This is a genomic window from Arthrobacter sedimenti, from assembly GCF_042652025.1.
In the GTDB taxonomy this organism is placed as follows: Bacteria; Actinomycetota; Actinomycetes; order Actinomycetales; family Micrococcaceae; genus Arthrobacter; species Arthrobacter sedimenti.
Genome location: NZ_JBHSDQ010000001.1, coordinates 121,747 through 144,214, shown reverse-complemented (window position 1 = coordinate 144,214; position 22,468 = coordinate 121,747). Strand labels below are relative to the sequence as shown.

Annotated in this window: 22 protein-coding genes; 17 read left to right on the top strand and 5 right to left on the bottom strand. The window is 67.9% G+C overall.

Annotation, left to right across the window (positions count from 1 at the left end; genetic code table 11):
• The first annotated feature begins 38 nt into the window (after positions 1-38).
• Positions 39-836 (top strand): alpha/beta hydrolase, encoded by a 798-nt coding sequence (locus ACFO0G_RS00645; RefSeq protein WP_286397760.1) that lies wholly within the window; start codon positions 39-41, stop codon positions 834-836.
• A gap of 73 nt (positions 837-909) precedes the next feature.
• Here ACFO0G_RS00645 and ACFO0G_RS00640 read toward each other — a convergent pair whose 3' ends face one another.
• Positions 910-2,229: an AI-2E family transporter gene (locus ACFO0G_RS00640; RefSeq protein ID WP_376976064.1), complete on the bottom strand. Its 1,320-nt coding sequence runs from the start codon at positions 2,227-2,229 to the stop codon at positions 910-912.
• Positions 2,230-2,463: 234 nt separating this feature from the next.
• On the opposite strand from ACFO0G_RS00640, the gene ACFO0G_RS00635 reads away from it, so the two are divergent.
• Genes ACFO0G_RS00635 through ACFO0G_RS00620 form a run of 4 tightly spaced genes read left to right on the top strand, consistent with a single transcriptional unit; the run spans position 2,464 to position 6,685 of the window.
• A complete protein-coding gene (locus ACFO0G_RS00635; protein WP_376976654.1) occupies positions 2,464-4,236 on the top strand; it encodes a DUF8094 domain-containing protein in 1,773 nt (590 codons plus the stop codon).
• A gap of 51 nt (positions 4,237-4,287) precedes the next feature.
• Complete coding sequence (locus ACFO0G_RS00630; RefSeq protein WP_286397758.1) at positions 4,288-5,280, top strand: tetratricopeptide repeat protein; 993 nt, start codon at positions 4,288-4,290, stop codon at positions 5,278-5,280.
• Positions 5,280-6,377, top strand: a complete 1,098-nt coding sequence (locus ACFO0G_RS00625) for an NADH:flavin oxidoreductase/NADH oxidase (RefSeq protein ID WP_286397756.1) — start codon at positions 5,280-5,282, stop codon at positions 6,375-6,377. Before ACFO0G_RS00630 ends, ACFO0G_RS00625 begins: the two co-directional genes overlap by 1 nt.
• A gap of 29 nt (positions 6,378-6,406) precedes the next feature.
• On the top strand, positions 6,407-6,685 hold the full coding sequence (locus tag ACFO0G_RS00620; protein WP_286397754.1) for a DUF3253 domain-containing protein: 279 nt from the start codon (positions 6,407-6,409) through the stop codon (positions 6,683-6,685).
• Positions 6,686-6,736: 51 nt separating this feature from the next.
• Here ACFO0G_RS00620 and ACFO0G_RS00615 read toward each other — a convergent pair whose 3' ends face one another.
• A complete protein-coding gene (locus ACFO0G_RS00615) occupies positions 6,737-8,614 on the bottom strand; it encodes a Na+/H+ antiporter (RefSeq protein WP_376976061.1) in 1,878 nt (625 codons plus the stop codon).
• 51 nt (positions 8,615-8,665) lie between these two features.
• Between ACFO0G_RS00615 and ACFO0G_RS00610 the strand changes: the two genes are divergently transcribed.
• From ACFO0G_RS00610 to ACFO0G_RS00590, 5 genes are all read left to right on the top strand, one after another.
• Complete coding sequence (locus ACFO0G_RS00610; RefSeq protein ID WP_376976060.1) at positions 8,666-9,460, top strand: ABC transporter ATP-binding protein; 795 nt, start codon at positions 8,666-8,668, stop codon at positions 9,458-9,460.
• Positions 9,442-11,013, top strand: a complete 1,572-nt coding sequence (locus tag ACFO0G_RS00605) for a transporter (RefSeq protein ID WP_286397750.1) — start codon at positions 9,442-9,444, stop codon at positions 11,011-11,013. Before ACFO0G_RS00610 ends, ACFO0G_RS00605 begins: the two co-directional genes overlap by 19 nt.
• 21 nt (positions 11,014-11,034) lie before the next feature.
• On the top strand, positions 11,035-11,814 hold the full coding sequence (gene nagB, locus ACFO0G_RS00600; RefSeq protein ID WP_286397748.1) for a glucosamine-6-phosphate deaminase: 780 nt from the start codon (positions 11,035-11,037) through the stop codon (positions 11,812-11,814).
• Between the two features lie 108 nt (positions 11,815-11,922).
• On the top strand, positions 11,923-12,261 hold the full coding sequence (locus ACFO0G_RS00595; protein WP_142133448.1) for a DUF3039 domain-containing protein: 339 nt from the start codon (positions 11,923-11,925) through the stop codon (positions 12,259-12,261).
• Positions 12,261-14,045: a DEAD/DEAH box helicase gene (locus tag ACFO0G_RS00590; protein WP_376976058.1), complete on the top strand. Its 1,785-nt coding sequence runs from the start codon at positions 12,261-12,263 to the stop codon at positions 14,043-14,045. The genes ACFO0G_RS00595 and ACFO0G_RS00590 overlap by 1 nt, the downstream gene beginning before the upstream one ends.
• A 4-nt stretch (positions 14,046-14,049) precedes the next feature.
• Here ACFO0G_RS00590 and ACFO0G_RS00585 read toward each other — a convergent pair whose 3' ends face one another.
• The gene (locus tag ACFO0G_RS00585; RefSeq protein ID WP_376976057.1) at positions 14,050-14,679 is read right to left on the bottom strand and encodes an isochorismatase family protein; all 630 of its coding nucleotides are present in this window, start codon (positions 14,677-14,679) and stop codon (positions 14,050-14,052) included.
• Between the two features lie 9 nt (positions 14,680-14,688).
• The gene (locus ACFO0G_RS00580) at positions 14,689-16,017 is read right to left on the bottom strand and encodes a nicotinate phosphoribosyltransferase (RefSeq protein WP_376976055.1); all 1,329 of its coding nucleotides are present in this window, start codon (positions 16,015-16,017) and stop codon (positions 14,689-14,691) included.
• Positions 16,018-16,055: 38 nt separating this feature from the next.
• On the opposite strand from ACFO0G_RS00580, the gene clpS reads away from it, so the two are divergent.
• The 6 genes from clpS to rdgB all read left to right on the top strand — a co-directional run bounded on the left by clpS (position 16,056) and on the right by rdgB (position 20,417).
• A complete protein-coding gene (gene clpS, locus ACFO0G_RS00575; protein WP_286397741.1) occupies positions 16,056-16,439 on the top strand; it encodes an ATP-dependent Clp protease adapter ClpS in 384 nt (127 codons plus the stop codon).
• Entirely contained in the window at positions 16,432-16,998 is a 567-nt protein-coding gene (locus ACFO0G_RS00570; protein WP_286397739.1) for a DUF2017 domain-containing protein, read from the top strand. Before clpS ends, ACFO0G_RS00570 begins: the two co-directional genes overlap by 8 nt.
• Positions 16,999-17,064: 66 nt before the next feature.
• Positions 17,065-18,135: a glutamate racemase gene (gene murI, locus ACFO0G_RS00565; RefSeq protein WP_376976053.1), complete on the top strand. Its 1,071-nt coding sequence runs from the start codon at positions 17,065-17,067 to the stop codon at positions 18,133-18,135.
• Complete coding sequence (locus ACFO0G_RS00560) at positions 18,132-18,929, top strand: MBL fold metallo-hydrolase (protein ID WP_376976052.1); 798 nt, start codon at positions 18,132-18,134, stop codon at positions 18,927-18,929. Before murI ends, ACFO0G_RS00560 begins: the two co-directional genes overlap by 4 nt.
• An 85-nt stretch (positions 18,930-19,014) precedes the next feature.
• Entirely contained in the window at positions 19,015-19,773 is a 759-nt protein-coding gene (rph, locus tag ACFO0G_RS00555) for a ribonuclease PH (RefSeq protein ID WP_142133456.1), read from the top strand.
• Positions 19,770-20,417: an RdgB/HAM1 family non-canonical purine NTP pyrophosphatase gene (rdgB, locus tag ACFO0G_RS00550; RefSeq protein WP_286397732.1), complete on the top strand. Its 648-nt coding sequence runs from the start codon at positions 19,770-19,772 to the stop codon at positions 20,415-20,417. Before rph ends, rdgB begins: the two co-directional genes overlap by 4 nt.
• A 70-nt stretch (positions 20,418-20,487) precedes the next feature.
• Here the strand turns inward: rdgB and ACFO0G_RS00545 are convergent, their stop codons facing one another.
• A complete protein-coding gene (locus tag ACFO0G_RS00545; RefSeq protein WP_286404468.1) occupies positions 20,488-21,282 on the bottom strand; it encodes a VTT domain-containing protein in 795 nt (264 codons plus the stop codon).
• Positions 21,283-21,364: 82 nt separating this feature from the next.
• Between ACFO0G_RS00545 and ACFO0G_RS00540 the strand changes: the two genes are divergently transcribed.
• Positions 21,365-22,426, top strand: a complete 1,062-nt coding sequence (locus ACFO0G_RS00540) for a 3'-5' exonuclease (protein WP_286397729.1) — start codon at positions 21,365-21,367, stop codon at positions 22,424-22,426.
• Positions 22,427-22,468 lie beyond the last annotated feature (42 nt).

Here is a 22,468-nt window from a genome sequence, read left to right as displayed (position 1 = left end):
GAACGTCGGATGCCCCCGCTGTCGCTAAGCTGGCAGGCATGACTTTTGATCCGGCGTCGTACCAGTTCACCCAGGCCCAGGGCCCCGTTCCCATCCGTGCCTCCACGGTCCTGCCTGCCCGGCGCGAGAACATCGAGCTGCAGACCGAGGACGGCCACACCCTGGTGGGGGAGTTGGCGCTGCCCGAATCGGGCCCGGTAAAAGCCACGCTGATCACGCTCCACCCGCTGCCGACGCACGGCGGCTTCATGGATTCCCATGTGTACCGCAAGGCCTCCTACCGGCTGCCGGCGCTGGCCGGCATCGCGGTGCTGCGCTTCAACACCCGCGGTACCGCTTCTCCCCGCGGCACCAGCAGCGGCGGCTTTGAGGAAGGGATCGGCGAACGCCATGACGTGGAGGCGGCGGTCCGTTTCGCCGTCGAACGCGGCCTGCCCAACCGCTGGCTGGTGGGATGGTCCTTCGGCACGGAACTGGCGCTGATGTACGGCGCCATTGAACCCGTGGCGGCCCAGATCGAGGGTGCGGTGCTGTTGTCGCCGCCGCTGCACCGCGCAACGGACAAGCACCTGCAGCTGTGGGCGGAATCGGGCAAGCCGCTCACTGTCCTGGTGCCGGAGCACGATGACTTCCTGCAGCCTGCGGAGGCCACTGCCCGCTTCAGCATGGTGCCGCAGGCCCGGGTGGTGGGCGTGGCCGGGGCCAAGCACCTGTGGGTGGGGGAGAAGTACGCTGCCCGGGTCCTGAACGACATCGTGGCCCAGGTCAGTCCCGGCCAGGCCGGAGCGGAGCTGCCGCAGGAATGGGACGGACCGACGGCGACTGCCGGGGCCTAGCCCGCACGCCCCAGGACAGCTCCACGGCCAGCGTCAGGGGACACCGCGTTTCAGTACTGGTTTTGCCGAACCCTTAGTGCTGGTCCTGCCGGACGATGTAGATTTCCCGGACCAGCAGCAGGACGGCGGCGGCGGTGGGGATGGCGATCAGGGCCCCGAGGACGCCTAGGAGGCTGCCGCCGGCGATCACCGAGATCACCGCCACCGCACCGGGCACGGCGACTGCCTTCTGCATGATGCGGGGTGAGATGAAGTACGCCTCGAACTGCAGGTAAGCGAAGTAGCAGATGGCGTAGATGGCTGCCACCTGCCAGCCCTCCGTGAGGGATACGAGGGTCACCACGATGCCTGCGATCATGCCGCCCACCAGCGGGATGAAGGCCAGCAGGACCACCACGAACGCCAGGAGCAGCGCGAAGGGGACGCCCACGATGGACATCACCACGAAGGCGAAGGTGGCGTTGAGCAGGGCCACGCAGGCCTGGCCGATCACGTAGTTGCCCACTGAACGGGTGATTTCCTCCGAGAGGGCAGCGACGCGCTTGCGGCGTGAGCGCGGCGCCAGGCGGTAGCCCCACTTCTTCATGGCCGGCAGCGCTGCCAGGAAGTACAGGCTCAGTACCAGGACGATGAGGGCGCCGAAGAGCCCGTTGGCCACGGTGGATCCGAAGCCCAGCACGCCGCCGAAAATGCCGCCCATCGCGGCGGGGTCGTTGACGAACTTGTTGACCTCCTCGGTAATGCGGTCCCGTACGCCGAACTGGTCATCGAGGCTGCGGAAGAAATCCGAATCCATGAAGTTGTGCATCCAGTCCGGTGCCTGCCGCACAATTTCCGAGACCTGTTCAACGATGGTGGGAATCAGGGTGGCGAAGAATCCGACGACGGCGCCCATCAGGACCGCCACCGAGACCAGGATCCCGGCGGGCCGGGGAATCTTACGGTTCTCCAGCCAGCCCACCACGGGCTCCAGGCCCAGGGCGATGAACAGCGCCGCCACGATCCACAGCAGCAGCTGGGTGGTGTGGGAGCCGATCCAGTAGACCAGCAGTGCCAGGCCCACGCCGACAGTCCCCATGAAGCCCATGTACAGCGGATGCTGCGGTGACATGCGTGGACCGGGGTGGCCGAACTGCGGCTCCTCGTCACCGCCGTGCTCCGCCTCCGGAACCTGCCCCGTGTATTCGGGGGGCATCTCGAACCGGAGCCTGGGCTGCGCCCCGGGCAGGGGCTGCCGAAGCCGGCGGACCACCTGGCCAAGGGCGGCCGCGGCAGTACCCCTGCGTCGGGCGGTTGCCGCCATGCCGAGGGGAGGCGCCGGAGCGGGGGCAGGGCCCTTGGGTTCCCCGGGATTTGCGGCTGCCGCCGAGGACGGGTCCGTCTTGTCAGTCACTGGTTCTAGGGGCCTGTTCCGTGCGTGGCTCCGCCTGCGCGGGCCGGTGTGATGATCATCGCAAACACTATCAGCAGGCTTGCCACCACCCGCCGAAGGCGCTGCGCGGGGACCTGCAGGGAAAGGCGTGGAAGATCCGGAAAGGGGCCCCTGGTAACAAAAAGGTTACTATTGAAGGCAAACCCCCGCTGATGATAGGTGTTTCCCTTGCGTTTAAAGACTGCAGCCGCACTTGTGCTGCTCGGCCTCCTGACACTTTTGGCCGGTATCGGCCAGAGAACCATCTGGGCTCCATCCGAGACGTTCACCGCCTCCGCGCCGGCCGATGCCGCCGCCGCACCGCTGACGGTCATTGACCAGAAGCTGCGCACCCTGCATGGCGGAACCGTCAAGATCAACATCCAGGGTGACGGAAACTTCGTGCTGGCATCAGGCCGGCCCGACGACGTCAGCGCCTGGGTTGGGAAGACGGCCCACAACACCATCACCGGGGTTTCCGAGGACGAAAAGTCCCTCCAGGTTGACCACGCCGACGGCGAGGCTGCCGCCCCAAACCCGGCCGGCTCGGACCTGTGGGTGACCAACGAGAACGCCAGCGGTGAGCTTGAGTACACCTGGACCCCGCCGGCCGACGGCGAGTGGACCCTCCTGCTCGCCTCCGACGGCACCAAGCCGGCGCCTGCCTCCGTGTCCATGACGTTCCCGAATGACACCTCCACCCCCTGGGCTGTGCCGCTGATGGTCCTGGGCAGCCTGCTGATCGTGGCCGGAATCGTCCTGGCGCTGCTGGCAGGCCGCCGGAAGAACGGCGCAAGCGACGGTCACGGCAGCGATGATCACAACAGCGACGGCGGCAGCAGCAGCTACGCCCGCCGTGCCCGTGCACGCAATGCCAAGTCCGCCGATGCCGGCTCACAGAACGAAGGCGCACTGAACCCGGGGACACCGAACGCCGGCAGCCAAAACCAGGCGCCGTCGTCGTCCTCTTCCTCCTCCAAGGCCACCATGGTGGCAGCCGCCGTTGCTGCCGCCGTGCTGGCAGGTTCCGCCACCGCCGCCCAGGCGGCCAGCCCCAGCCCGCAGCCTTCCGGCAGTGCCTCGTCATCGGCCAAGGAATCAGCCGGTGTGCCGGTGCTGCTCGACGCCCAGTTCCGGCGGATCCTGGAGCAGGTCTCCAGCGCCACCGATGCCGGGGACGCAGCCAAGGACGCGGCGAAACTTGCCGGCCGGGTGGGCGGACCCGAACTGGAGATCCGCACGCAGAATTACAAGATCCGCTCCCAGGTTGGCTCCTATGAACCGCGGATGCCGGTGCGCTCCACCAAGCTGCTGACCTACGTGGTTACTAGCGACCGGGACTGGCCGCGTTCGGTGCTGGCCGTCACCCAGGGTGAAGGCAACGTGGTTCCGCAGATCCTGACGCTGGTCCAGCAGTCGCCGCGCGAGAACTACAAGCTGACGGAAACCACTCCGCTGCAGCCGGGAACGACATTCCCGAACATCAACCGCGGCGGCACTGAGACCCTTGCCGCGTCAGACAAGTCCGGCCTGCTCTACAGCGGGGAGGAAGCGATGTCCGGACTTGCAGACCGCCTGACCTCGGCGGACTCGCCCTTCAAGGACAAGCTCGTCGAAGGCCAGTCCTCGCCGTACATCGCCGACACCCTGTCCTACCAGGCTGAGGTGGTGAAGTCCGGCGAAAACGGCAACTTTTCCTTCACGCACAAGGTGGCTCCGGACAGCACCGTGGTTTTCCGCACTGCTGACGGCGGCGCCCTGGTGCTGGGCCGGATCAACTTCGGCTTCGAGGGCACCCCGAAGGCAGCCGGCGACAAGCTGAGCATCGGTGACGACGCCGCAGCCCTGGCCGGCGGCAAGGAAACCACCACGGGGATGGTCCTAAGCTTCGCCGAATCCATGGCGGTCTACGTGCCCCCGGCAGGATCCACGGACCCCATGAAGCTCATTGCCGCCACCCGCGGCCTGGTCGGCGCCAGCTTCAAGTAGGGCCTGGCCGTATTACCACCGGCAGCGGCCGGAGTGGCTAGAGTGGGAAACATGAGTTCGCCAGCTTCCCGCCCAGTCCCTCCTGCCGCTGCCAACCTGCTTAACCTGCGCGGCGCCGTCGACCTTTCTTCGCTGAAGCGCCCCGCAGCTCCGTCCGGCCCGGCTCCTTCCGGGCCCGCGGCCGGGACTCCCCAGGGGGCGCAGCCTGGCGGCCCTGACGAAGGACCGGAACTCAAGGTCAACGTCACCGAAGCGAACTTCCAGCAGTTGGTTGAGCTGTCCGCGCAGGTGCCGGTGGTGTTTGCCCTGTGGGCCCCCTACTCGCCGGAGTCCAGCAGGATGCTTGACACCCTTGACCGCGTGGTGGCCTCCTACGGCGGCCGCCTGGTCCTTGGCGCGGCCGACATCGAAGCCTTCCCGCAGCTTGCCCAGGCCTTCCAGGTGCAGGCCGTTCCCACCGCCGTTGCCGTCCTCAAGGGACAGCCGGTGCCGCTCTTCCAGGGCGCGGCGGACGAGCAGCAGGTGCGGAGCCTCTTCGACGAACTCCTCAAGGTCGCCGCAGCAAACGGGGTCAACGGAAGCCTGGACGCCGGTGCGTCCGGCGCCCAGGAGCCTGCGCCGCTGCCACCGCTGCACCAGGCCGCGTTCGACGCCATCGAAGCCGGCGACTACGCAGCGGCCGCCGAAGCCTACCGCCAGGCCTTGAAGGAGATGCCGTCGGACCATGAAGCCAAGGCGGGGTTGGCGCAGGTGGAGCTGATGGACCGGCTGCAGTCGGTGTCCGCCCAGGACAGCGACGCGGTGCGCGCACTCGCCGCGAATGAGCCGGACAACCTGGACGCGCAGCTTGGCGTGGCCGACCTGGACGTGGCCGGCGGGCACGTGGAGGACGCCTTGAACCGCCTGGTGGCCTTCATTGGCAGGAACTTTGGTCCCGAACGCGAGGCCGCCCGCGTCCGGCTGCTGGAACTCTTCGACGTGGTGGGTGCCGGTGACGAGCGCGTGGCAAAGGCGCGCCAGGCGCTCGCACGGGTGCTGTTCTAATGCCGGCCCTGTTCCAGCCGCTGACCCTGCGCTCCATGGAGCTGCAGCACCGGGGCTGGGTGTCGCCCATGTGCCAGTACAGCTGCGATCCCGACGACGCCCCCGGCGTTCCACACGACTGGCACTTGGTGCACCTGGGCGGCTTTGCCGTGGGCGGCGCGGCAATGATCCTCACCGAAGCCGCGGCAGTGAACGCCGAGGGCCGGATCAGTCCCCGCGACGCCGGCCTCTACAACGACGAGCAGGCGGCGGCGTGGGAGCGGATCATTTCCTTCGTCCACCGGAACGGCGTGGCCGGCACCAAAATCGGCGTGCAACTGGCGCATGCCGGCCGGAAAGCCTCCACGTACTGGCCTTTTTCCGGCAAGCACGGCAGCGTTCCGGCGTCCGAGGGCGGCTGGGAGACTGTGGGCCCGTCCACCACGTCCTTTGAGGGCTACGCGGCGCCCGCGGCCATGACGGTGGAGCAGATCCGCGGCGTCATCGACGACTTTGCCGCCGCCGCTGTCCGTGCGGTGGATGCCGGTTTTGACACCATGGAGATCCACGGGGCGCACGGCTACCTCCTGCACCAGTTCCAGAGTCCGCTGATCAACCAGCGTGAGGACGAATGGGGCGGGGATGAGGCAGGACGGAACCGGCTGATGCTGGCCGTGGTTGATGCCGTCAGGGCAGTAATTCCGGATTCCATGCCGCTGCTGCTCCGGGTCTCGGCCACCGACTGGGCGCCGGGCGGCGTGGACCAGGCGGCGTCGGTCCGGCTGGCCCGGGAGGCAGCTGCCCACGGTGTGGATCTGGTGGATGTCTCCAGCGGGGGAGCTGTTGCCCACCAGCAGATCAAGCCGGGGCTCGGCTACCAAACCGGTTTCTCGGCCGCCATCCGTGAAGAGGCCGGCATCGCCACCGGCACGGTGGGCCTGGTGACCACGCCCGGCCAGGCGGAGCACGCCGTTGCCACCGGGCAGGCCGACGGCGTCTTCATCGCCCGGGCCGCGCTGCGCGATCCGCACTGGTGGCTCCGCGCCGCCTTCGAGCTGGGCCACGACCTACCGTGGCCGCCCCAGTACGAGCGGGCTGTCCCGCGGCGCACCTTCTAAGCCGTATCTGTTGACCCAGGGAGACCGGCATGGCGCGCAGCGGCGGGAATGATCAGCAAAACCCGGTTGAAGGGCAGCTGGAAGCGAAGATCCTGGAACTCCTGGCGGCAAGGGCGGCAACCTCCACCATCTGCCCATCCGATGCCGCCAGGGCCGTGGGCGGCGACGACTGGCGCCACCTCATGGAACCGGCGCGGGAGGCTGCCCGGCGCCTGGTTGACGAAGGCCAGGTGCACATCACCCAGGGCGGATCCGTCGTCGATCCCGCCACGGCAAAAGGCCCCATCCGGATCCGCAAGGCACGCTGAACCAGGAGTCAATAGCCCGCATCGGCACGGGATGAGAGCAACTGCACCCGGTCAGCCCAGCAGCTCGTCCACGTAGCACCAGCGCCAGTCTTCGCCCGGCTCTGCGCTGCGCATGACTGGGTGGCCCGTTTCCTTGAAGTGGCGGCTGGCGTGGCGGCCCGCGGAGGAGTCGCAGCAGCCAATGGTCCCGCAGGCCAGGCACATGCGCAGGTGCACCGGCGAGGTGCCCTCCCGTTCGCACCCTGCGCAGGCCGGGCTGTCGGGGACCGGCGCCGGCATGGCCGCCGTCAGGTGGTCGCACACGCCGCCCGGCTGGGACAACCCCTCGCCGCCGCCCCCCTCGGCGGCGGAATCGAGCTCATTGAGGGAGGCATCGAGCATGGACTCCTCCACATCCAGCCGTTCCAGGGCTTCGCTGAGCACTTCATGGGCAAAGTCCCCGCCCCGCCTGAGCTCCAGCACCTTTTCCCGCTCAGCCTCCAGCATGGCCATCCGCAGCTGGGCGTAGCGCTGGCTGGGGGTGGTGGCCTCGGCCGTCGGCCGGCCCAGGCGCTCCCAGGCTGCCAGCCCGCGTTCCTGCGTCCGGCGCCGGAGCATGTCCATGACCTCCGGCGGGTCGCTCTCGCGCCGCAGCTGTTCCAGCCGCTCCATTCCCGCCGCCGTGGCCAGCTGCATCAGCGAGGCCTGGTTCAGGGCATCCTCCCGCCGGTCCGGCCCCGGCATCCCCAGCGCCCGCACCAGGGCGGGCAGCGTGAATCCCTGCAGCACCAGCGTGCCACCCACCACCACCATGGCCGCCAGGACCAGCACGTTGCGGTGCTCCAAATCATCGGGGAGGGTCAGGACGGCGGCCAGGGTGACCACGCCGCGCATGCCGGCCCAGGACACGATGGCCGGGAACTGCCAGGGCGGTGCCGGGTCCGCCCGCTGCACGGAAGGGATCAGGCGGGGCACGTAGGTGGCCGGGAAGACCCAGACGGGCCGCAGCACCAGCACCGTCAGCAGGATCACCGCGCAGCCAAGCCACACCCTGCCCGCGCCCAGTGAATCGTCCTGGACGCTTTCGATGATGGTCCGTACCTGCAGGCCGATGAGCAGGAACACGGCGTTCTCCAGCAGGAACTGGATGGTGTCCCAGTTGCTCCTGGCACTCTGCCGCGCGGCGCCGTTGGGCATGGACGGTGCCTTGGTTCCCATCACCAGGCCGGTGACGACGACGGCGAGCACACCGGACGCGTGGATGGCCTCGGCCGGGAGGTACGCAACGAAAGGGGCCATCAGCGACGTGGAGGTGTTGATGGCCACGTTGCTGATCCGTTTCCGGATTTCAGTCAGGATATACGCGACGGCGAGGCCCACCGCCAGGCCGCCGCCGGCGGCCACCACGAACCCGCCGGCGACGTCCAGCGCGGAGACCGAGCCCGCGATGGCCGCCACCGCAGCCCGCAGGCACACCAGCGCCGTGGCGTCGTTGACCAGCGATTCGCCTTCCAGGATGTTGACGATCCGGCGGGGCATTCCCACTTTCCGGGCAATGGCCGTGGCGGCCACCGCGTCTGGAGGCGCCACCACGGCGCCCAGGGCGAAGGCGGCCGCCAATGGGATCTCCGGAAACAGCCACCACACCACCATCCCCACGCCCAGGGTTCCGAAGATGACGTATCCCACGGACAGGAGTCCGATGGAACGCTGGTTGGTCTTGAAGTCGAACAGCGACGTGCGGAATGCCGCCGCATACAGCAATGGCGGGAGCAGGCCAACCAACACCAGCTCCGGGTTCAGCTCAACCGGCGGAATGAGCGGCAGGAACGATCCCGCCACCCCGGCCAGCACCAGCAGCAGGGGAACGGGGATATTCAGTTTGCGGCCCAGGGCGCTGCCGGCGCACACCACGGCAACGATCACCAGCAAACCCAACGCGATGTCCATTCCGTAAGTTTCGCACCCCCGCGGCGGTGGTCCGCCGACTAGGCTGGCCTCATGACTGCTCCCATCCCCGGCCAGGCGCCGAATCCCGGGCCAACGGTGGCCCTTTCCATCCGCGGGCTGGCCAAAAGGTTTGGCGGGAAAATCGCGGTGGACGGCATCAGCCTGGAAGTCCCGGCGGGCTCGTTTTTCGGCATCGTGGGACCCAACGGTGCAGGCAAGACCACCACGCTCTCCATGGCCACCGGCCTCCTGCGCCCCGATGTCGGCACCGCCGTGGTGCACGGTGTGGACGTCTGGCAGCACCCGCTGGAAGCCAAGCGGCTCATGGGCATCCTGCCCGACGGTGTCCGCTTGTTCGACCGGCTCAGCGGAGAGCAGCTGATCACGTATGCCGGGCTGCTGCGCGGCATGGACAAGGCGGTGGTGGCCGCCCGGGTGGGGGAGCTGCTGGCAGCCATGGACCTTACCCAGGATGCCGGCACGCTGGTGGTGGACTACTCCGCCGGCATGACCAAGAAGATCGCCCTGGCGTCCGCCCTGATCCACGCCCCGCGGCTCCTGGTACTGGATGAGCCCTTCGAAGCCGTCGATCCGGTGTCGGCAGCGAACATCCGTTCCATCCTGGACCGGTACGTCGCCTCCGGTGGAACCGTCATCGTCTCCAGCCACGTGATGGACCTGGTGCAGCGCATGTGCGACCACGTCGCCGTGGTGGCCGGGGGCCGGATCCTGGCAGCGGGAACCGTGGATGAAGTGCGTGCCGGCATGTCCCTCGAGGACCGGTTTGTGCAGCTTGTGGGCGGCCACAGCCACACGGAAGGGCTGGAATGGTTGCGCACCTTCTGAGGCTCAAGCTCACGCTGCTGCGCAACGGACTGCGCCGGAGCCCCTGGCAGCTGGTGGGCATGGCCATCGCGGGGCTCTACGCGCTGGGAGTCGTGGCAACACTGGTCATTGCGCTCGTGCTGCTCAGGGCGGCCGGACCCGTGACCGCCCATACGGCGGTGGTCCTGGGCGGTTCCGCCGCCGTGCTGGGCTGGGGAGTGGTTCCGGTGGTGGCCTCGGCCACGGACATGACCCTCGACCCGGCCCGCTTCACCACCTTCGCCATACCCATGAAGCAGATGCTCGCCGGCCTGGCGCTCGGCGGGTTGATCGGCATTCCGGGGCTGGCCACCATGCTCGTGGCCCTGTCCACGGTGGCCACCTGGTCCCGCGGGCTGCTGCCCGCGCTCGCAGCCCTGATCGGCGCATTCCTTGGCGTCGTGACCTGCGTGGTCCTCGCCAAGGTGGTCACCACAGCTACGGCAAGCCTTGCCGCTTCCCGGCGGTTCAAGGACATCAGTGCCATCGCGTTCATGGTGCCACTGGTCCTGCTGGGCCCGATCGTGGCAGGCGTTGGCCGGGGCATCTCCGCCTCCACCGGATTCCTGCCCGAGTTCGCGCGGACCCTGTCCTGGACACCGCTTGGCGCCCCTTGGGCCCTCGGCGGTGACATCGCGTCGGGGCGGCCTGCGGAGGCCGGAGTGAAGCTGCTGCTTTCGGTGGCTGTCCTGGGCGCCCTTGCCTGGTGCTGGAAGCTGCTGCTTGAGCGCGCGCTGGTCATGCCGCCCTACGCCGGCGCCGGGAAGCGCAGGCGCGGAAGGCTGGGGCTGTTCGGCGTGCTGCCTGCCACACCCGCCGGTGCCGTGATGGCAAGGTCGCTCACTTACTGGCTCCGGGACCCGCGCTACTCCGGCTCCCTGGTGGTAATCCCGCTGCTGCCAGTGGTGCTGGCGTTCCAAGGGACACAAACCGGAAGCTACGGCAGCCTGGCCTTCCTGGCCCCGCTGGCCGCCTTCATCCTGGCCTGGTCAATCTCCGCCGACGTCTCCTATGACAACACGGCGTTTGCGCTGCACCTCGCCACCGGCGTTCGCGGCGTGGCTGACAGGCTGGGCAGGGCATTGGCGTGCCTGACGTTCGCCCTGCCGGTGGTGCTGGTGTTCTCGGTGGGCTACGCGGCGTTCACCGGCAACTGGGTGTCGTTGCCCGGGCAGCTGGGGCTCAGCTTGGGAATTCTCTTCACCGGCCTGGGCCTGTCCTCGGTGGTGTCCGCCCGTTATACGGTCATTGTCCCGCTGCCCGGGGACAGCCCGTTCAAGAAGCCCCCCGGCAACGTTGGGCAGACCATGGCCGTGCAGTTCGTCGGAATGCTGGTCCTGTTCGTTTTGGTCCTGCCCGAGGCCGCGCTGCTGATAGCAAACGCAGTGACCGGGAACATCCTGTTCGGCTGGCTCACCCTGGCGGCGGGCATTGTCCTGGGCCTGATCCTCTTCCTGGCCGGTGTCCGGCTGGGCGGCAAGTGGCTCGACACGCGCGGACCCGAGCTTCTGGCACAGGTCACCGTCAACCGATGACAGCTCAAGGAAAGGAACTCCATGGAGATAGTGATCCTTGGCGGCAGCAGGCAGATCGGAAAGCTCGCTGCCGACGCTATTGAACAGCTGATCCGGCGCAAGCCCGACGCTGTCCTGGGCCTGGCCACGGGCTCCTCGCCGCTGCCCGTCTACGACGAGCTCGCCGCCCGGCATGAACAGGGCCTGGACTTCAGCAGGGCCTCCGCTTTTGCGCTGGACGAGTACGTGGGCCTGCCCGCCGGCCACCCCGAGTCCTACCGTGAGGTGGTCCGCCGGGAATTCACCAACCGGGTGAACATCAAGCCGGAGAACGTCCATGGCCCCGACGGAATGGCCGCTGACGTCCCCGCTGCCTGCGAAGGCTACGAACAAGCCATCACTGCCGCCGGCGGTGTGGACCTGCAGCTGCTGGGCGTGGGCACCGACGGGCACATCGGCTTCAACGAACCAGGCTCTTCCTTCGCCTCCCGAACGCGGATCAAAAGCCTGATCGAACAGACGCGCCGGGACAACGCCCGGTTCTTCGACAGCCTCGCGGAGGTTCCGCACCACGTCATCACCCAAGGCCTGGCCACCATCATGGCAGCACGCCACGTGGTCCTCGTGGCCACGGGCGCGCAGAAGGCCCAGGCCGTCCGCGATTTCGTGGAGGGTCCCGTGGCCGCCATCTGCCCCGCGTCCGTGCTGCAGTTCCATCCGCACGCCACTGTCCTGCTGGACGAGGCCGCTGCCTCGGCCCTGAAACTGGCGGATTTCTACCGCCATACCTACGAAAACAAGCCCGCCTGGCAGGGGCTGTAACAAGGCCTGCGGGTGCCTCGCCAGGGAGCAAAAAGTACGACGGCGGGCGGTGCCGGAGTCCGGCGTGGGCGTGCCGCCGTCGAACGCCCGGCCGGCGGAACGGCTAAGATGGATGGCATGACTAGCATGACGGACCCTCTCGAAAACGACCCCATGCGCGAGCTTTCCGGGGCTGGAACGTCCACGGCCACCATTGAGCGCGAGGAACTGCGCCAGGAAGTGGAACCGGGGGACCGGGAGCGCTTCGCGCACTATGTGCGGAAGGAAAAGATCATGGAGTCCGCCATGACCGGGGAGCCCGTCATTGCCCTGTGCGGCAAGGTTTGGACCCCGGGCCGGGATCCGAAGAAATTCCCCGTTTGCCCCGAGTGCAAGGAGGTCTATGATGGCCTCCGCCCGGGCAACGACGGCGGGAAGGGTCCGGGCGGCTCGGGCAATAACAAGTAGTGACGGAGACGCTCTTTGGCGGTCCCACCCTGCCTCCGGCCTACCCGGAACGTGCAGCCTGGGGAACCGCCCCAAAACTCCGTGCCTGGCAGCAGGAAGCCCTCGACCTCTACCTGAAGAACAGCCCCCGCGACTTCCTCGCAGTGGCAACCCCCGGTGCCGGTAAGACCACCTTTGCGCTCCGGATCGCCTCCACCCTGATCGATTCAGGTGCCGTGAACCGCGTGACCATCGTTGCGCCCACGGACCACCTGAAGCGCCAGTGGGCGGACGCGGCCGCGAAGGTGGGCATTGCCATCGACCCCAACTTCAAGAACTCCGACGGCCAGCACGGCCGTGGCTTCATCGGCGTTGCCGTCACGTATGCCCAGGTAGCCAGCAAGCCAATGCTGCACCGCGCCAAGACAGAGGCTGCCCGCACCCTGGTGATCCTGGACGAGATCCACCATGGCGGCGAAGCGCTCTCCTGGGGTGACGGGCTGCGCGAAGCGTTCGATCCCGCCGTGCGCCGGCTGTCCCTGACGGGTACCCCGTTCCGTTCGGACACCTCGCCCATCCCGTTCGTGGAGTACGCGGAGGACCGGGACGGCATCCGGCGCTCCAAGGCTGACTACACCTACGGCTACGGCAACGCGCTCCGGGACCACGTGGTGCGACCCGTGATGTTCATGGCCTACTCCGGCCAGATGCGCTGGCGTACCAGCGCCGGCGAGGAAATGGCTGCGTCGCTTGGCGAGGCTGCGGTGACGAAGGACATCACGTCTCACGCCTGGCGCACGGCGCTTAACCCGGCGGGGGAATGGATTCCTGCCGTCCTGGCCGGTGCCGACAGACGGCTCAGCGAAGTCCGCCGCACCGTGCCCGACGCCGGCGGCCTGGTCATTGCCACCGATCACGAGGACGCCCGCGCCTATGCCGGCCAGCTGAAGAGGATCACCGGCGAATCACCCACCGTCATCCTCTCCGATGACGCCAAGGCCTCCAGCAAGATTGAGGAATTTTCGGCCGGCGACAAGCGCTGGATGGTGGCCGTCCGCATGGTGTCCGAAGGCGTTGACGTGCCCCGGCTCTCCGTGGGCGTTTACGCAACCTCCACGTCAACCCCGCTGTTCTTCGCCCAGGCCGTGGGACGCTTCGTGCGTGCCCGCAAACGGGGCGAGACGGCGTCGGTCTTCCTGCCTTCCGTCCCGCAGCTGATGGCGCTGGCCAACTCCATGGAGATGGAGCGGGACCACGCGCTGGACCGGCCGGAAAAGGAAGACGGCGACGGCCTCTTCAATCCGGAAGACTCGCTGATGGAAGAGGCCAACCGGGAGGAGAAAGCCTCGGACAGCCTGACCAAGGGCAAGTTCGAGGCGCTGGACTCCCAGGCCTCCTTTGACCGGGTCCTGTTCGACGGCGGCGAGTTCGGCACCGGCGGGGAAGTGGGGTCCGACGACGAGATGGACTTCCTGGGCATCCCCGGGCTCCTGGATGCAGAGCAGGTGGGCATGCTCCTGCGCCAACGCCAGCACGAGCAGCTAAACCGGCGGAACCGGAAGGCTCCTGCCGCGTCCACTGAAAGTGCCGCACCGGCAGTGCCCGACCACCGGATGCTGATGGACCTGCGCAACGAGCTGGCCAAGAACGTGGCGGCCTGGTCTGCGCGGACCGGCACGCCCCACGGCGTAGTCCACACCAAGCTGCGGACCGTCTGCGGCGGCCCTCCCGTGGCACAGGCCAACGAGGAACAGCTGAAGTCCCGGCTGCGCAAGCTCCAGGACTGGTTCGTCGGCCGCAAGTAGCGGCTCAGGCGATATCGGCCCCGCCGAGTTCCAGCTCGGCCACGGTGTCTTCCAGGTCCTCGGCGATCCCGGCGGTCAGCGACCGCACCACCGTGACGCCGTACCCTGCCTGGACGGCATCCAGTGCCGTGGCCTTCACGCAGTAGTCGGTGGCGATGCCAACCACCACCAGGTCCTCCACGTCGTGGCTCTGCAGCCAGTCGTCGAGGCCGATGGCGTCCTCGTCGGATTCGAGGGCATCGCCGCCGGGCAGCCCGCCGGCCTGGCGTTCGCCCGTGGGGACGGCGTCCTCCGGCGCCAGCAGGCCCTCGAAGCCGGAGTAGGCGGCGGCGAACTGGCCTTTCCGGAAGTACGCGTCCACATATTCGGTGTCCAGGTCCGGGTGCAGCTCAGCCCCGCGGGTGCCGGCAACGCAGTGCCGCGGCCAGCTGTCCTTGTAATCCGGCGTCTCCGAAAAGTGGCTGCCGGGATCGATGTGCCAGTCCTGGGTGGCCACCACGTAATCGAACTCCCGGTGATGGGCGTCCAGGTACTCGCTGATGGCCCCGGCCACCGCCGCCCCGCCCGGAACGGCGAGCGAGCCACCCTCGCAGAAATCGTTCTGGACGTCCACGATGATCAAAGCGCGGGCCATCAGTGCTCCTCAGTTGTCTTCGTAGAGAGTAGGGATTGCGGGCTCGCCGCGCTGCAGGCGGTTGACCACGGGCGGCAGTTCCGCCATGGAGTCCGCATGGCGCTGCCGCGCGCGCAGCACGCCTTCGTGTCCGGTCCAGCCCGGAAGCAGTTCGCCGTTCTTCATGAACTGCTGCAGCAGCGGCCGGTCGTTTCCGTCGTCCTCCGGCCGGTGGCCCACGCCCACCACCTCGGCGGTGGCGCGGCCGCGTTCGTCCAGCTTCCGCAGCGCGTACTTGCGGCCGCCCACGCTGGCCTTGTTCTTGGCAGCCTTGGCCACAGACACGAAGTTGCCGTCATCGTCCGTGCGGCTGACCAGTTTGTAGACCATGCTGGCCGTGGGTGCGCCCGAGCCGGTCACCAGCGAGGTGCCCACCCCATAGGAGTCCACGGGGGCTGACTGCAACGCTGCGATGGCGTACTCATCCAGGTCGGAGGTGACCACGATCTTCGTGTGCTCGTTGCCGAGGTCGTCCAGCAGCCGGCGCACCCATTGCGCCTGGGCCACCAGGTCGCCCGAGTCCAGCCGGACGGCGCCCAGCCGGGGCCCTGCCAGGTCAACGGCCGTGCGGACGGCCTTTTCAACGTCGTACGTGTCCACCAGCAGGGACGTGCCCTCGCCCAGCGAGGCAATCTGGGCCTCGAAGGCCTCCCGCTCCGTGTCGTGCAGCAGGGTGAAGGAGTGGGCGGCGGTGCCCACGGTCTTCACGCCGTAGCGGATGCCCGCCTCGAGGTTGGAGGTGCTGTCGAAGCCGGCGATGATGGCGGCCCGCGCCGAGGCTGTGGCGGCTTCCTCATGGGTGCGCCGTGAGCCCATTTCAATGCAGGGCCGGCCGCCCGCCGCGCTCACCATGCGCGAGGCGGCGGAGGCGATGGCGGTATCGTGGTTGAGCACCGAGAGCAGGTAGGTCTCCAGCATGCAGGCCTCCGCGAACGACGCCTCCACGATCAGGATGGGGGAGTTGGGGAAGTACGCGTCGCCTTCGGCGTAGCCCCAAATGTCCCCGGAGAATTTGTAGCTGGCCAGGTATTCGAGCGTCTCGCGGTTGACCACGTGCGTGCGCTCCAGGAACTCCAGTTCGGCCTCGCCGAAGCGGAAGTTCGCAATGCCCTCCAGGAGCCGTCCGGTGCCGGCAACGATGCCGTAGCGCCGTCCGTCGGGCAGCCGCCGCGCGAACGCCTCGAAAACCGACCTGCGGTGCGCGGCCCCCGAATGGAGGGCTGCCTGCAGCATGGTCAGCTCGTAGTGGTCGGTGTAAAAGGACGTGCGGGGATGGTCCCAGCCGGCTGAGGTGCTCACGACAGTCACTCTAGTAGCCAGCCCCATAGAATGGACAGATGACCATAAGCGTTGCGCCCGGCCCTGATACACAGGAGGGCATCCGGACCGGCACAGCAGAGTCCACCGACTCCCTGACCGCGCCGGACATCCCCTGGAACCTGGTGATCTGGAACGATCCCGTCAATCTCATGAGCTACGTCAGTTACGTGTTCCAAAGCTACTTTGGCTACTCGGAGACCAAGGCGAACAAGCTGATGATGGAGGTCCACAAGAAGGGCCGGTCCATCGTTGCGTCGGGCAGCAAGGAACAGGTGGAGCGCCACGCCGTGGCCATGCATGGTTTTGGGCTCTGGGCCACGGTGGAGAAGGCCAGCGGCGGCCCCGGCGGCAATTCGGGCAAGTCCGGCGGTCCGGGCCAGGGTAAGGGGAAGCGTGGCTAAGGCATTCAAATACGGACTCAAAGGCATCACCGGCTTCCTGGAACCGGCCGAACGGGACCTGCTGCGCAGCCTGATTGACGATGTCATTTCCATGCTCCAGCCGGAGGACCGCGCCGGGCAGGACCCGCTTGCGGCGCTGATCGGACTCGACATGGACGTGGCCGAGCCAACGGACCGTGCCGTTAAGCGGCTGCTGCCCAACGTGGCCAAGGACGACGGCGGCGCGTCCCTTGAGTTCCGCCAACTCACCGAGCGTTCACTGCGGGAAACAAAGATCGGCGCGCTGCGTGCGGCGGCGCTGGACCTGGACAAGGACGAGATCGTGCTGACGCCCGAGGGCGCAAAGCACTGGTCCATGGCGCTGAACGATGTGCGCCTTGTGCTGGCAGAGCGGCTGGACATCAGGGACGAAGCCGACGCCGAGCATGTCCACCGCATGCAGGACTGGTCCCAGGCCGAGGACGTGGAGAGCTACCTGGCGCTGGTGTACAACTTCACCACCTGGCTGCAGGAGTCCCTGGTCCAGGCCATGCTGCAGTCCATGGAATCCCGCCGGTGAGCCTCGGCGGCCAGGGGGAGGCCGTCCGCTGTGATACAGCAGACACGAGTCGCCGGACACAAGATGATGACTGACGCTTCCGGGACCACCTATCCTCGAATAACCATGACAACAGCCTCCAGCGCGGAACCACCGGCGGAAACAGAGCCCGCGGCCGCCGCAAGCGACCTGGCGGACGCCGCCCCTGAAGCCCGGCCCATCGGCGTCTTCGACTCCGGCGTTGGCGGCCTCACCGTCGCCCGGTCCATCATCGACCAACTGCCCAACGAGTCAATTCTCTATGTGGGGGACACCGCGCACGGCCCATACGGGCCGCTGCCCATCGCGGAGGTGCGGGCCAACGCCCTGGGCGTAATGGACGAACTGGTGGACTCCGGCGTCAAGCTGCTCACCATCGCCTGCAATTCGGCGTCGGCCGCTGTCCTGCGGGACGCCCGTGAGCGGTACACCGCCAAGTACGGCATCCCGGTCATCGAGGTCATCCAGCCCGCGGTGCGGCGCGCCGTTGCCGCCACCCGCAGTGGGAAGGTCGGCGTGATCGGGACCTCCGCAACCATTGGTTCGCGCGCCTATGACGATACGTTTGCCGCGGCACCGGACCTGGAGATCACCTCCGCGGCCTGTCCCGAGTTCGTCAGCTACGTGGAGGCCGGCATCACCACCGGTCCCGGCCTGCTGGCCGTCGCGGAGGAATACCTTGCCCCGCTCAAGGCAGCCGGCGTGGACACCGTGGTGCTGGGCTGCACCCACTACCCGCTGCTGACAGGCGTCATCTCCTACGTCATGGGCGCCGACGTCACGCTGGTGTCCAGCGCCGAAGAGACCGCCAAAGACGTCTACCGGGCCCTCGCCACCCACAATTTGCAGCGGATCTCCGAGGCCCCGCCCGAGCACCACTTCGTAGCCACCGGCGACGCCGGGCAGTTCGAGGCGCTCGCCCGGCGGTTCCTGGGCCCGGAAGTACTCTCGGTCCGGCACGTGGACCATGTGGCCGCCCAGTACCCCACAGGGAGCCTGGCGCGCATTACTCCTGAGATGATCGCCGCCGCGCAAAGCGCACGCAACCGCCCCAGGATCTCCAACTTCGTGGGCGGCGGGTTCGCCGGGGCGCGCCGCGGTGGGGGTTCCGCCCAGTGAAGCTGACCATCGTGGGGTGCACGGGCTCGTTCCCCGGGCCCGGCTCGCCGGCGTCGTGCTACCTCCTGACCGCCACTGACGGCGAGCGGACCTGGAAGGTGGTGATGGACCTCGGCAGCGGTGCCTTGGGGGCCATCCAGCGGTACACGGACCTGGAGGACATCGACGCGATCTTCCTCACCCACCTGCACCCGGACCACTGCATGGACCTGTGCGGCCTGCACGTGGCCATCCGCTGGAAGCCCGGAGGCTGGGGCCGCGGCCGGATTCCCGTGTGGGGCCCCGCCGCCACGGCGGACCGCATGGCCACCGCCTACGGGCTGGACCTGGACCCGGGCATGCATGAGGAGTTCGACTTCACCTACTGGGCCGAACGCAAGCCGGTGACTGTGGGCCCCTTCACCGTCACCCCGTTCACCGTCAACCATCCCATCGAGGAGGCCTACGCCCTCCGGGTGGAAGTGGTGGAACCGGGCAAGGACGGCGCCCCGGTATCCCGCGTCCTGACCTATTCCGGTGATACCGATTCCTGCGCCGGCCTCGAGGAAGCTGCCAAGGACGCGGACCTGTTCCTGTGCGAGGCAGCCTTCGAAGAAGGCCGGGATGACGGCATCAAAGACGTCCACCTCACGGGCAAACGGGCCGGGGAAGCGGCAGCAGCTGCCGGTGCACGGCGGCTCCTGCTGACCCACATCCCGGTGTGGACCTCCCAGACCACCGTCATGGCCGAAGCCCGCCCGGTGTTCCCGGGCGACGTTGCCGTGGCAGTGGCAGGCGTGCACTACACCATCTAGCCGGCATGCGTTGCTGTGCGGCGTTGTCCTTGCCGGCACCCACTGCACCGCCACCGGCCGCACCGGCACTCGATAAGCTAGAGCCATGACATCTGAAGCAACTGCAGTGCCCATTGTGCGCGCCGACGGCCGTGCCCCCGACCAGCTACGGCCCATCAGCATCACCCGCGGATGGTCCAACCAGGCTGAAGGATCCGCACTGATCGAGTTCGGCAACACCAGGGTGCTGTGCACGGCCTCGCTGACGGCCGGCGTTCCGCGCTGGCTCAAAGGCGAGGGCCGCGGCTGGGTCACGGCGGAGTACGCCATGCTGCCCCGCGCCACCAACACCCGGTCCGACCGCGAATCCGTCAAGGGCAAGATCGGCGGCCGCACCCACGAGATCTCGCGGCTGATCGGACGCTCGCTGCGCTCCATCATCGACACCAAGGCCCTGGGCGAGAACACCATCGTGCTGGACTGCGACGTCCTCCAGGCCGACGGCGGCACGCGCACCGCAGCCATTACCGGCGCGTATGTAGCCCTGGCCGATTCCATCCGGTTTGCCCGCGACAACAAGCTCATCGCCCGGAATGCCCAGCCGCTCATCGATACCATCGCGGCCGTGTCCGTGGGCATCATCGACGGCGTCCCCATGCTGGACCTGCCGTACGTGGAGGACGTCCGGGCCGAAACCGACATGAACGTGGTGGTCACGGGCTCGGGCAAGTTCGTTGAGGTGCAGGGAACCGCAGAGGGTGCCCCGTTCGACCGGGACGAGCTGAACCAGCTGCTGGACCTGGCGCTGCTGGGAACGGCCCAGCTGGCCGCCATCCAGCGCGAGACCCTGGCGGACACCCTGTGAGCGGCGCGGCGCCCCGGCTGGTGCTCGCCACGCACAACAAAGGCAAACTCCGGGAGCTCCGCGAACTGCTGCGCGGGCAGGTGCCCGGGCTCGACGTCGATACACAGGTGGTGGACGCCGCTGCGGCGGGTGCGCCGGACGTCGTCGAAACCGGCGTGACGTTCGCCGAGAACTCGCTGCTTAAGGCGCGGGCAGTGGCCGGTGCCACCGGCCTGGTGGCCATTGCCGACGACTCCGGGCTGGCCGTGGACGTCATGGGCGGTGCTCCGGGTATCTTCTCTGCCCGCTGGGCCGGACGGCACGGAGACGATGCCGCCAACCTGGAACTGCTGCTGAACCAGCTGTCCGATGTCCCGGACGAACACCGCGGGGCGGCGTTCGTGTGCGCTGCCGCCCTCGCCCTGCCGGCCGATGGCGACGGCCCGGGCAGGGAAGTGGTGGAGTACGGGCAGCTTGAGGGGATCCTCCTGCGCGAACCGCGGGGAGCCGGCGGATTCGGCTACGATCCGGTGCTGCAGCCGGCCGGGGAGGACCGCAGCTGCGCCGAGCTGTCCGCGGAGGAAAAGAACGCCATCAGCCACCGCGGCAAGGCGTTCCGGGCCCTGCTGCCGTCGATCGTGGCAGCCCTGGAAGCGGCGGGCTAGGAGAATAAAAAAGGTGCGCACCCGCATGGGGTGCGCACCTTTTTTGCTGCCACTGGAGGGTGGAGCGTTGCTACTCCGGCCGGCTGCCGTGGATGTTGCGGGGCGTCTTCTGGTCCTCTTCCGGTCCGTGCTCCTCAATGAACTCGTCCACGGCGTCGGTGCCATAGGCCTGTGCCTGGCGCTTGGCGGACAGGCCGCGCAGGACCTCGATGCCGATGGGAATCACCGAGACCAGCACGATGGCAATGAAGATGATGTCCAGGTTGTCGCGGACCCACGGCACCTTGTCGCCCAGCAGGTAGCCGAGCAGCGTGACACCGCCGCCCCAGAGCACGGCGCCGATGACGTTGTACAGGAAGAACTTCCGCCTGCTCATCTGTGCAACGCCGACAATGACGGGAACGAACGTGCGGATGATGGGCACGAAGCGGGCCAGGATCAGGGCCTTGCCGCCGTGCTTTTCAAAGAATGCGTGGGCGTTCTCCACATTCTCCCGCTTGAACAGCTTGGAGTTGGGCTTGTTGAAGATGGCGGGCCCCGCCTTGGACCCGATGAGGTAGCCGGTCTGGTTGCCGATGATCGCCGAGACCACGATCAGCAGGGCCAGGAGCCAGATGTTGAACTTGATGGTGTCCGTGGCCACCAGCAGGCCGGCGGTGAACAGCATGGAGTCGCCCGGCAGGAAGAATCCCACCAGCAGGCCTGTCTCGGCGAAGATGATTCCGCACACCAGCAGGACCACCCAGGGGGCGAGCGCCGGATCGGCCAGGAAGACCTGGGGGTTCAGCCAATCGGGCAGGAAGGAAGCCATTCTTGGCTGGACCGGTCCCGCGCCGGCCAGCATGGACACCGCGAGGTCATTCATCACAGGAAAGTTCACCCCTCAAGGGTACTTGACGGGCCTGTCCCTCCCCGGGTGGGACATCCGCGGCGGTAAGGTAGGGGCCGTGGGTTTGGACTTTACGGCGATCGACTTCGAAACGGCCAACGGCTTCCGCGGCTCCCCGTGCTCCGTGGGGCTGACGAAGGTCAGGGGCGGCAGGATCGTCGAAGAGGCCTCCTGGCTGATGCGTCCACCGTCCGGGTACGACCACTTCGACCACCACAATGTCAGGATCCACGGGATCACTCCAGCCGACGTTGCCGGCATGCCCCGCTTCGGTGAGCTGTTCCCTGAAATTGGTGCCTTCATCGGAGACGACGTACTGGCGGCCCATAACGCCGCGTTCGACCTGGGCGTGATCCGCTCGGCACTGGAAGTATCCGGCCTGCCCGGCCCCGCCTATGACTATGTCTGCACCGTCATGCTGTCCCGGCGCTGCTACTCACTGGTCTCCAACTCGCTCCCGTTTGCCGCCGAGGAAGCAGGCGTCCCGCTGGTGAACCATCACGACGCCACGGAGGATGCCCGTGCCTGCGCCGGCATCCTCATTGACATCGCCGCCCGCAACGGTGCCAACAGCATCGCCGAGCTCTATCTTTCGCTGGGCCTGGCCGTACCGCGCCAGCACGCCTTCGATCCCGCCAGGGGCGGGCTGTCCAAGCCCACCCTCGCGGCGGTCGCCGGCGCTTCGGGCAACGGCGCCGCGCTGGTCCGACGGTTCGAGTCCGGCTGGCCCGAGGAAGGGGCCAACCCCGAGCCCAATGCGGACGCCGAAGCCAGCCACCCGCTGTACGCCCAGACAGTTGTGTTCACCGGGCAACTTTCCATCGACCGCCCGGAGGCGAAGCTCCGCTCGGCCCGGTGCGGCGCCCGGACGGAAAGCCGGGTCACGGCCCGCACCACGGTCCTGGTGGTGGGGGACGGGTTTGTTGCCTCCGACCTGCGCTCGGGCAGGCTCACCGGAAAGGCGCGCCGCGTCCTGGAACTGCACGAGCGGGGACAGGCCATCGAGGTGCTGTCCGAGGGCGAGTTCCTGCAGATGGTGGGCGGGGACGTCCCCGGAAGTCCGCAGGCTGCGGGTGCGGATAGCTGGAACGGTGCACTGGCACCTGCGGTCAGCGCCTGAGCCCCATGCACTGACCGGTTCGCCCTGACCCGGCATGGGCCG

Bases quoted from the DNA above. Each gene is read 5' to 3' on its own strand.
- ACFO0G_RS00605 (WP_286397750.1), top strand. From the start codon at position 9,442: ATGGTTGCGCACCTTCTGAGGCTCAAGCTCACGCTGCTGCGCAACGGA.
- nagB (WP_286397748.1), top strand. From the start codon at position 11,035: ATGGAGATAGTGATCCTTGGCGGCAGCAGGCAGATCGGAAAGCTCGCT.
- ACFO0G_RS00595 (WP_142133448.1), top strand. From the start codon at position 11,923: ATGGATGGCATGACTAGCATGACGGACCCTCTCGAAAACGACCCCATG.
- rph (WP_142133456.1), top strand. From the start codon at position 19,015: ATGACATCTGAAGCAACTGCAGTGCCCATTGTGCGCGCCGACGGCCGT.
- ACFO0G_RS00630 (WP_286397758.1), top strand. From the start codon at position 4,288: ATGAGTTCGCCAGCTTCCCGCCCAGTCCCTCCTGCCGCTGCCAACCTG.
- ACFO0G_RS00610 (WP_376976060.1), top strand. From the start codon at position 8,666: ATGACTGCTCCCATCCCCGGCCAGGCGCCGAATCCCGGGCCAACGGTG.
- ACFO0G_RS00615 (WP_376976061.1), bottom strand. From the start codon at position 8,614: ATGGACATCGCGTTGGGTTTGCTGGTGATCGTTGCCGTGGTGTGCGCC.
- clpS (WP_286397741.1), top strand. From the start codon at position 16,056: ATGACCATAAGCGTTGCGCCCGGCCCTGATACACAGGAGGGCATCCGG.
- ACFO0G_RS00645 (WP_286397760.1), top strand. From the start codon at position 39: ATGACTTTTGATCCGGCGTCGTACCAGTTCACCCAGGCCCAGGGCCCC.
- ACFO0G_RS00620 (WP_286397754.1), top strand. From the start codon at position 6,407: ATGGCGCGCAGCGGCGGGAATGATCAGCAAAACCCGGTTGAAGGGCAG.
- murI (WP_376976053.1), top strand. From the start codon at position 17,065: ATGACTGACGCTTCCGGGACCACCTATCCTCGAATAACCATGACAACA.
- ACFO0G_RS00585 (WP_376976057.1), bottom strand. From the start codon at position 14,679: ATGGCCCGCGCTTTGATCATCGTGGACGTCCAGAACGATTTCTGCGAG.
- ACFO0G_RS00545 (WP_286404468.1), bottom strand. From the start codon at position 21,282: ATGAATGACCTCGCGGTGTCCATGCTGGCCGGCGCGGGACCGGTCCAG.
- ACFO0G_RS00625 (WP_286397756.1), top strand. From the start codon at position 5,280: ATGCCGGCCCTGTTCCAGCCGCTGACCCTGCGCTCCATGGAGCTGCAG.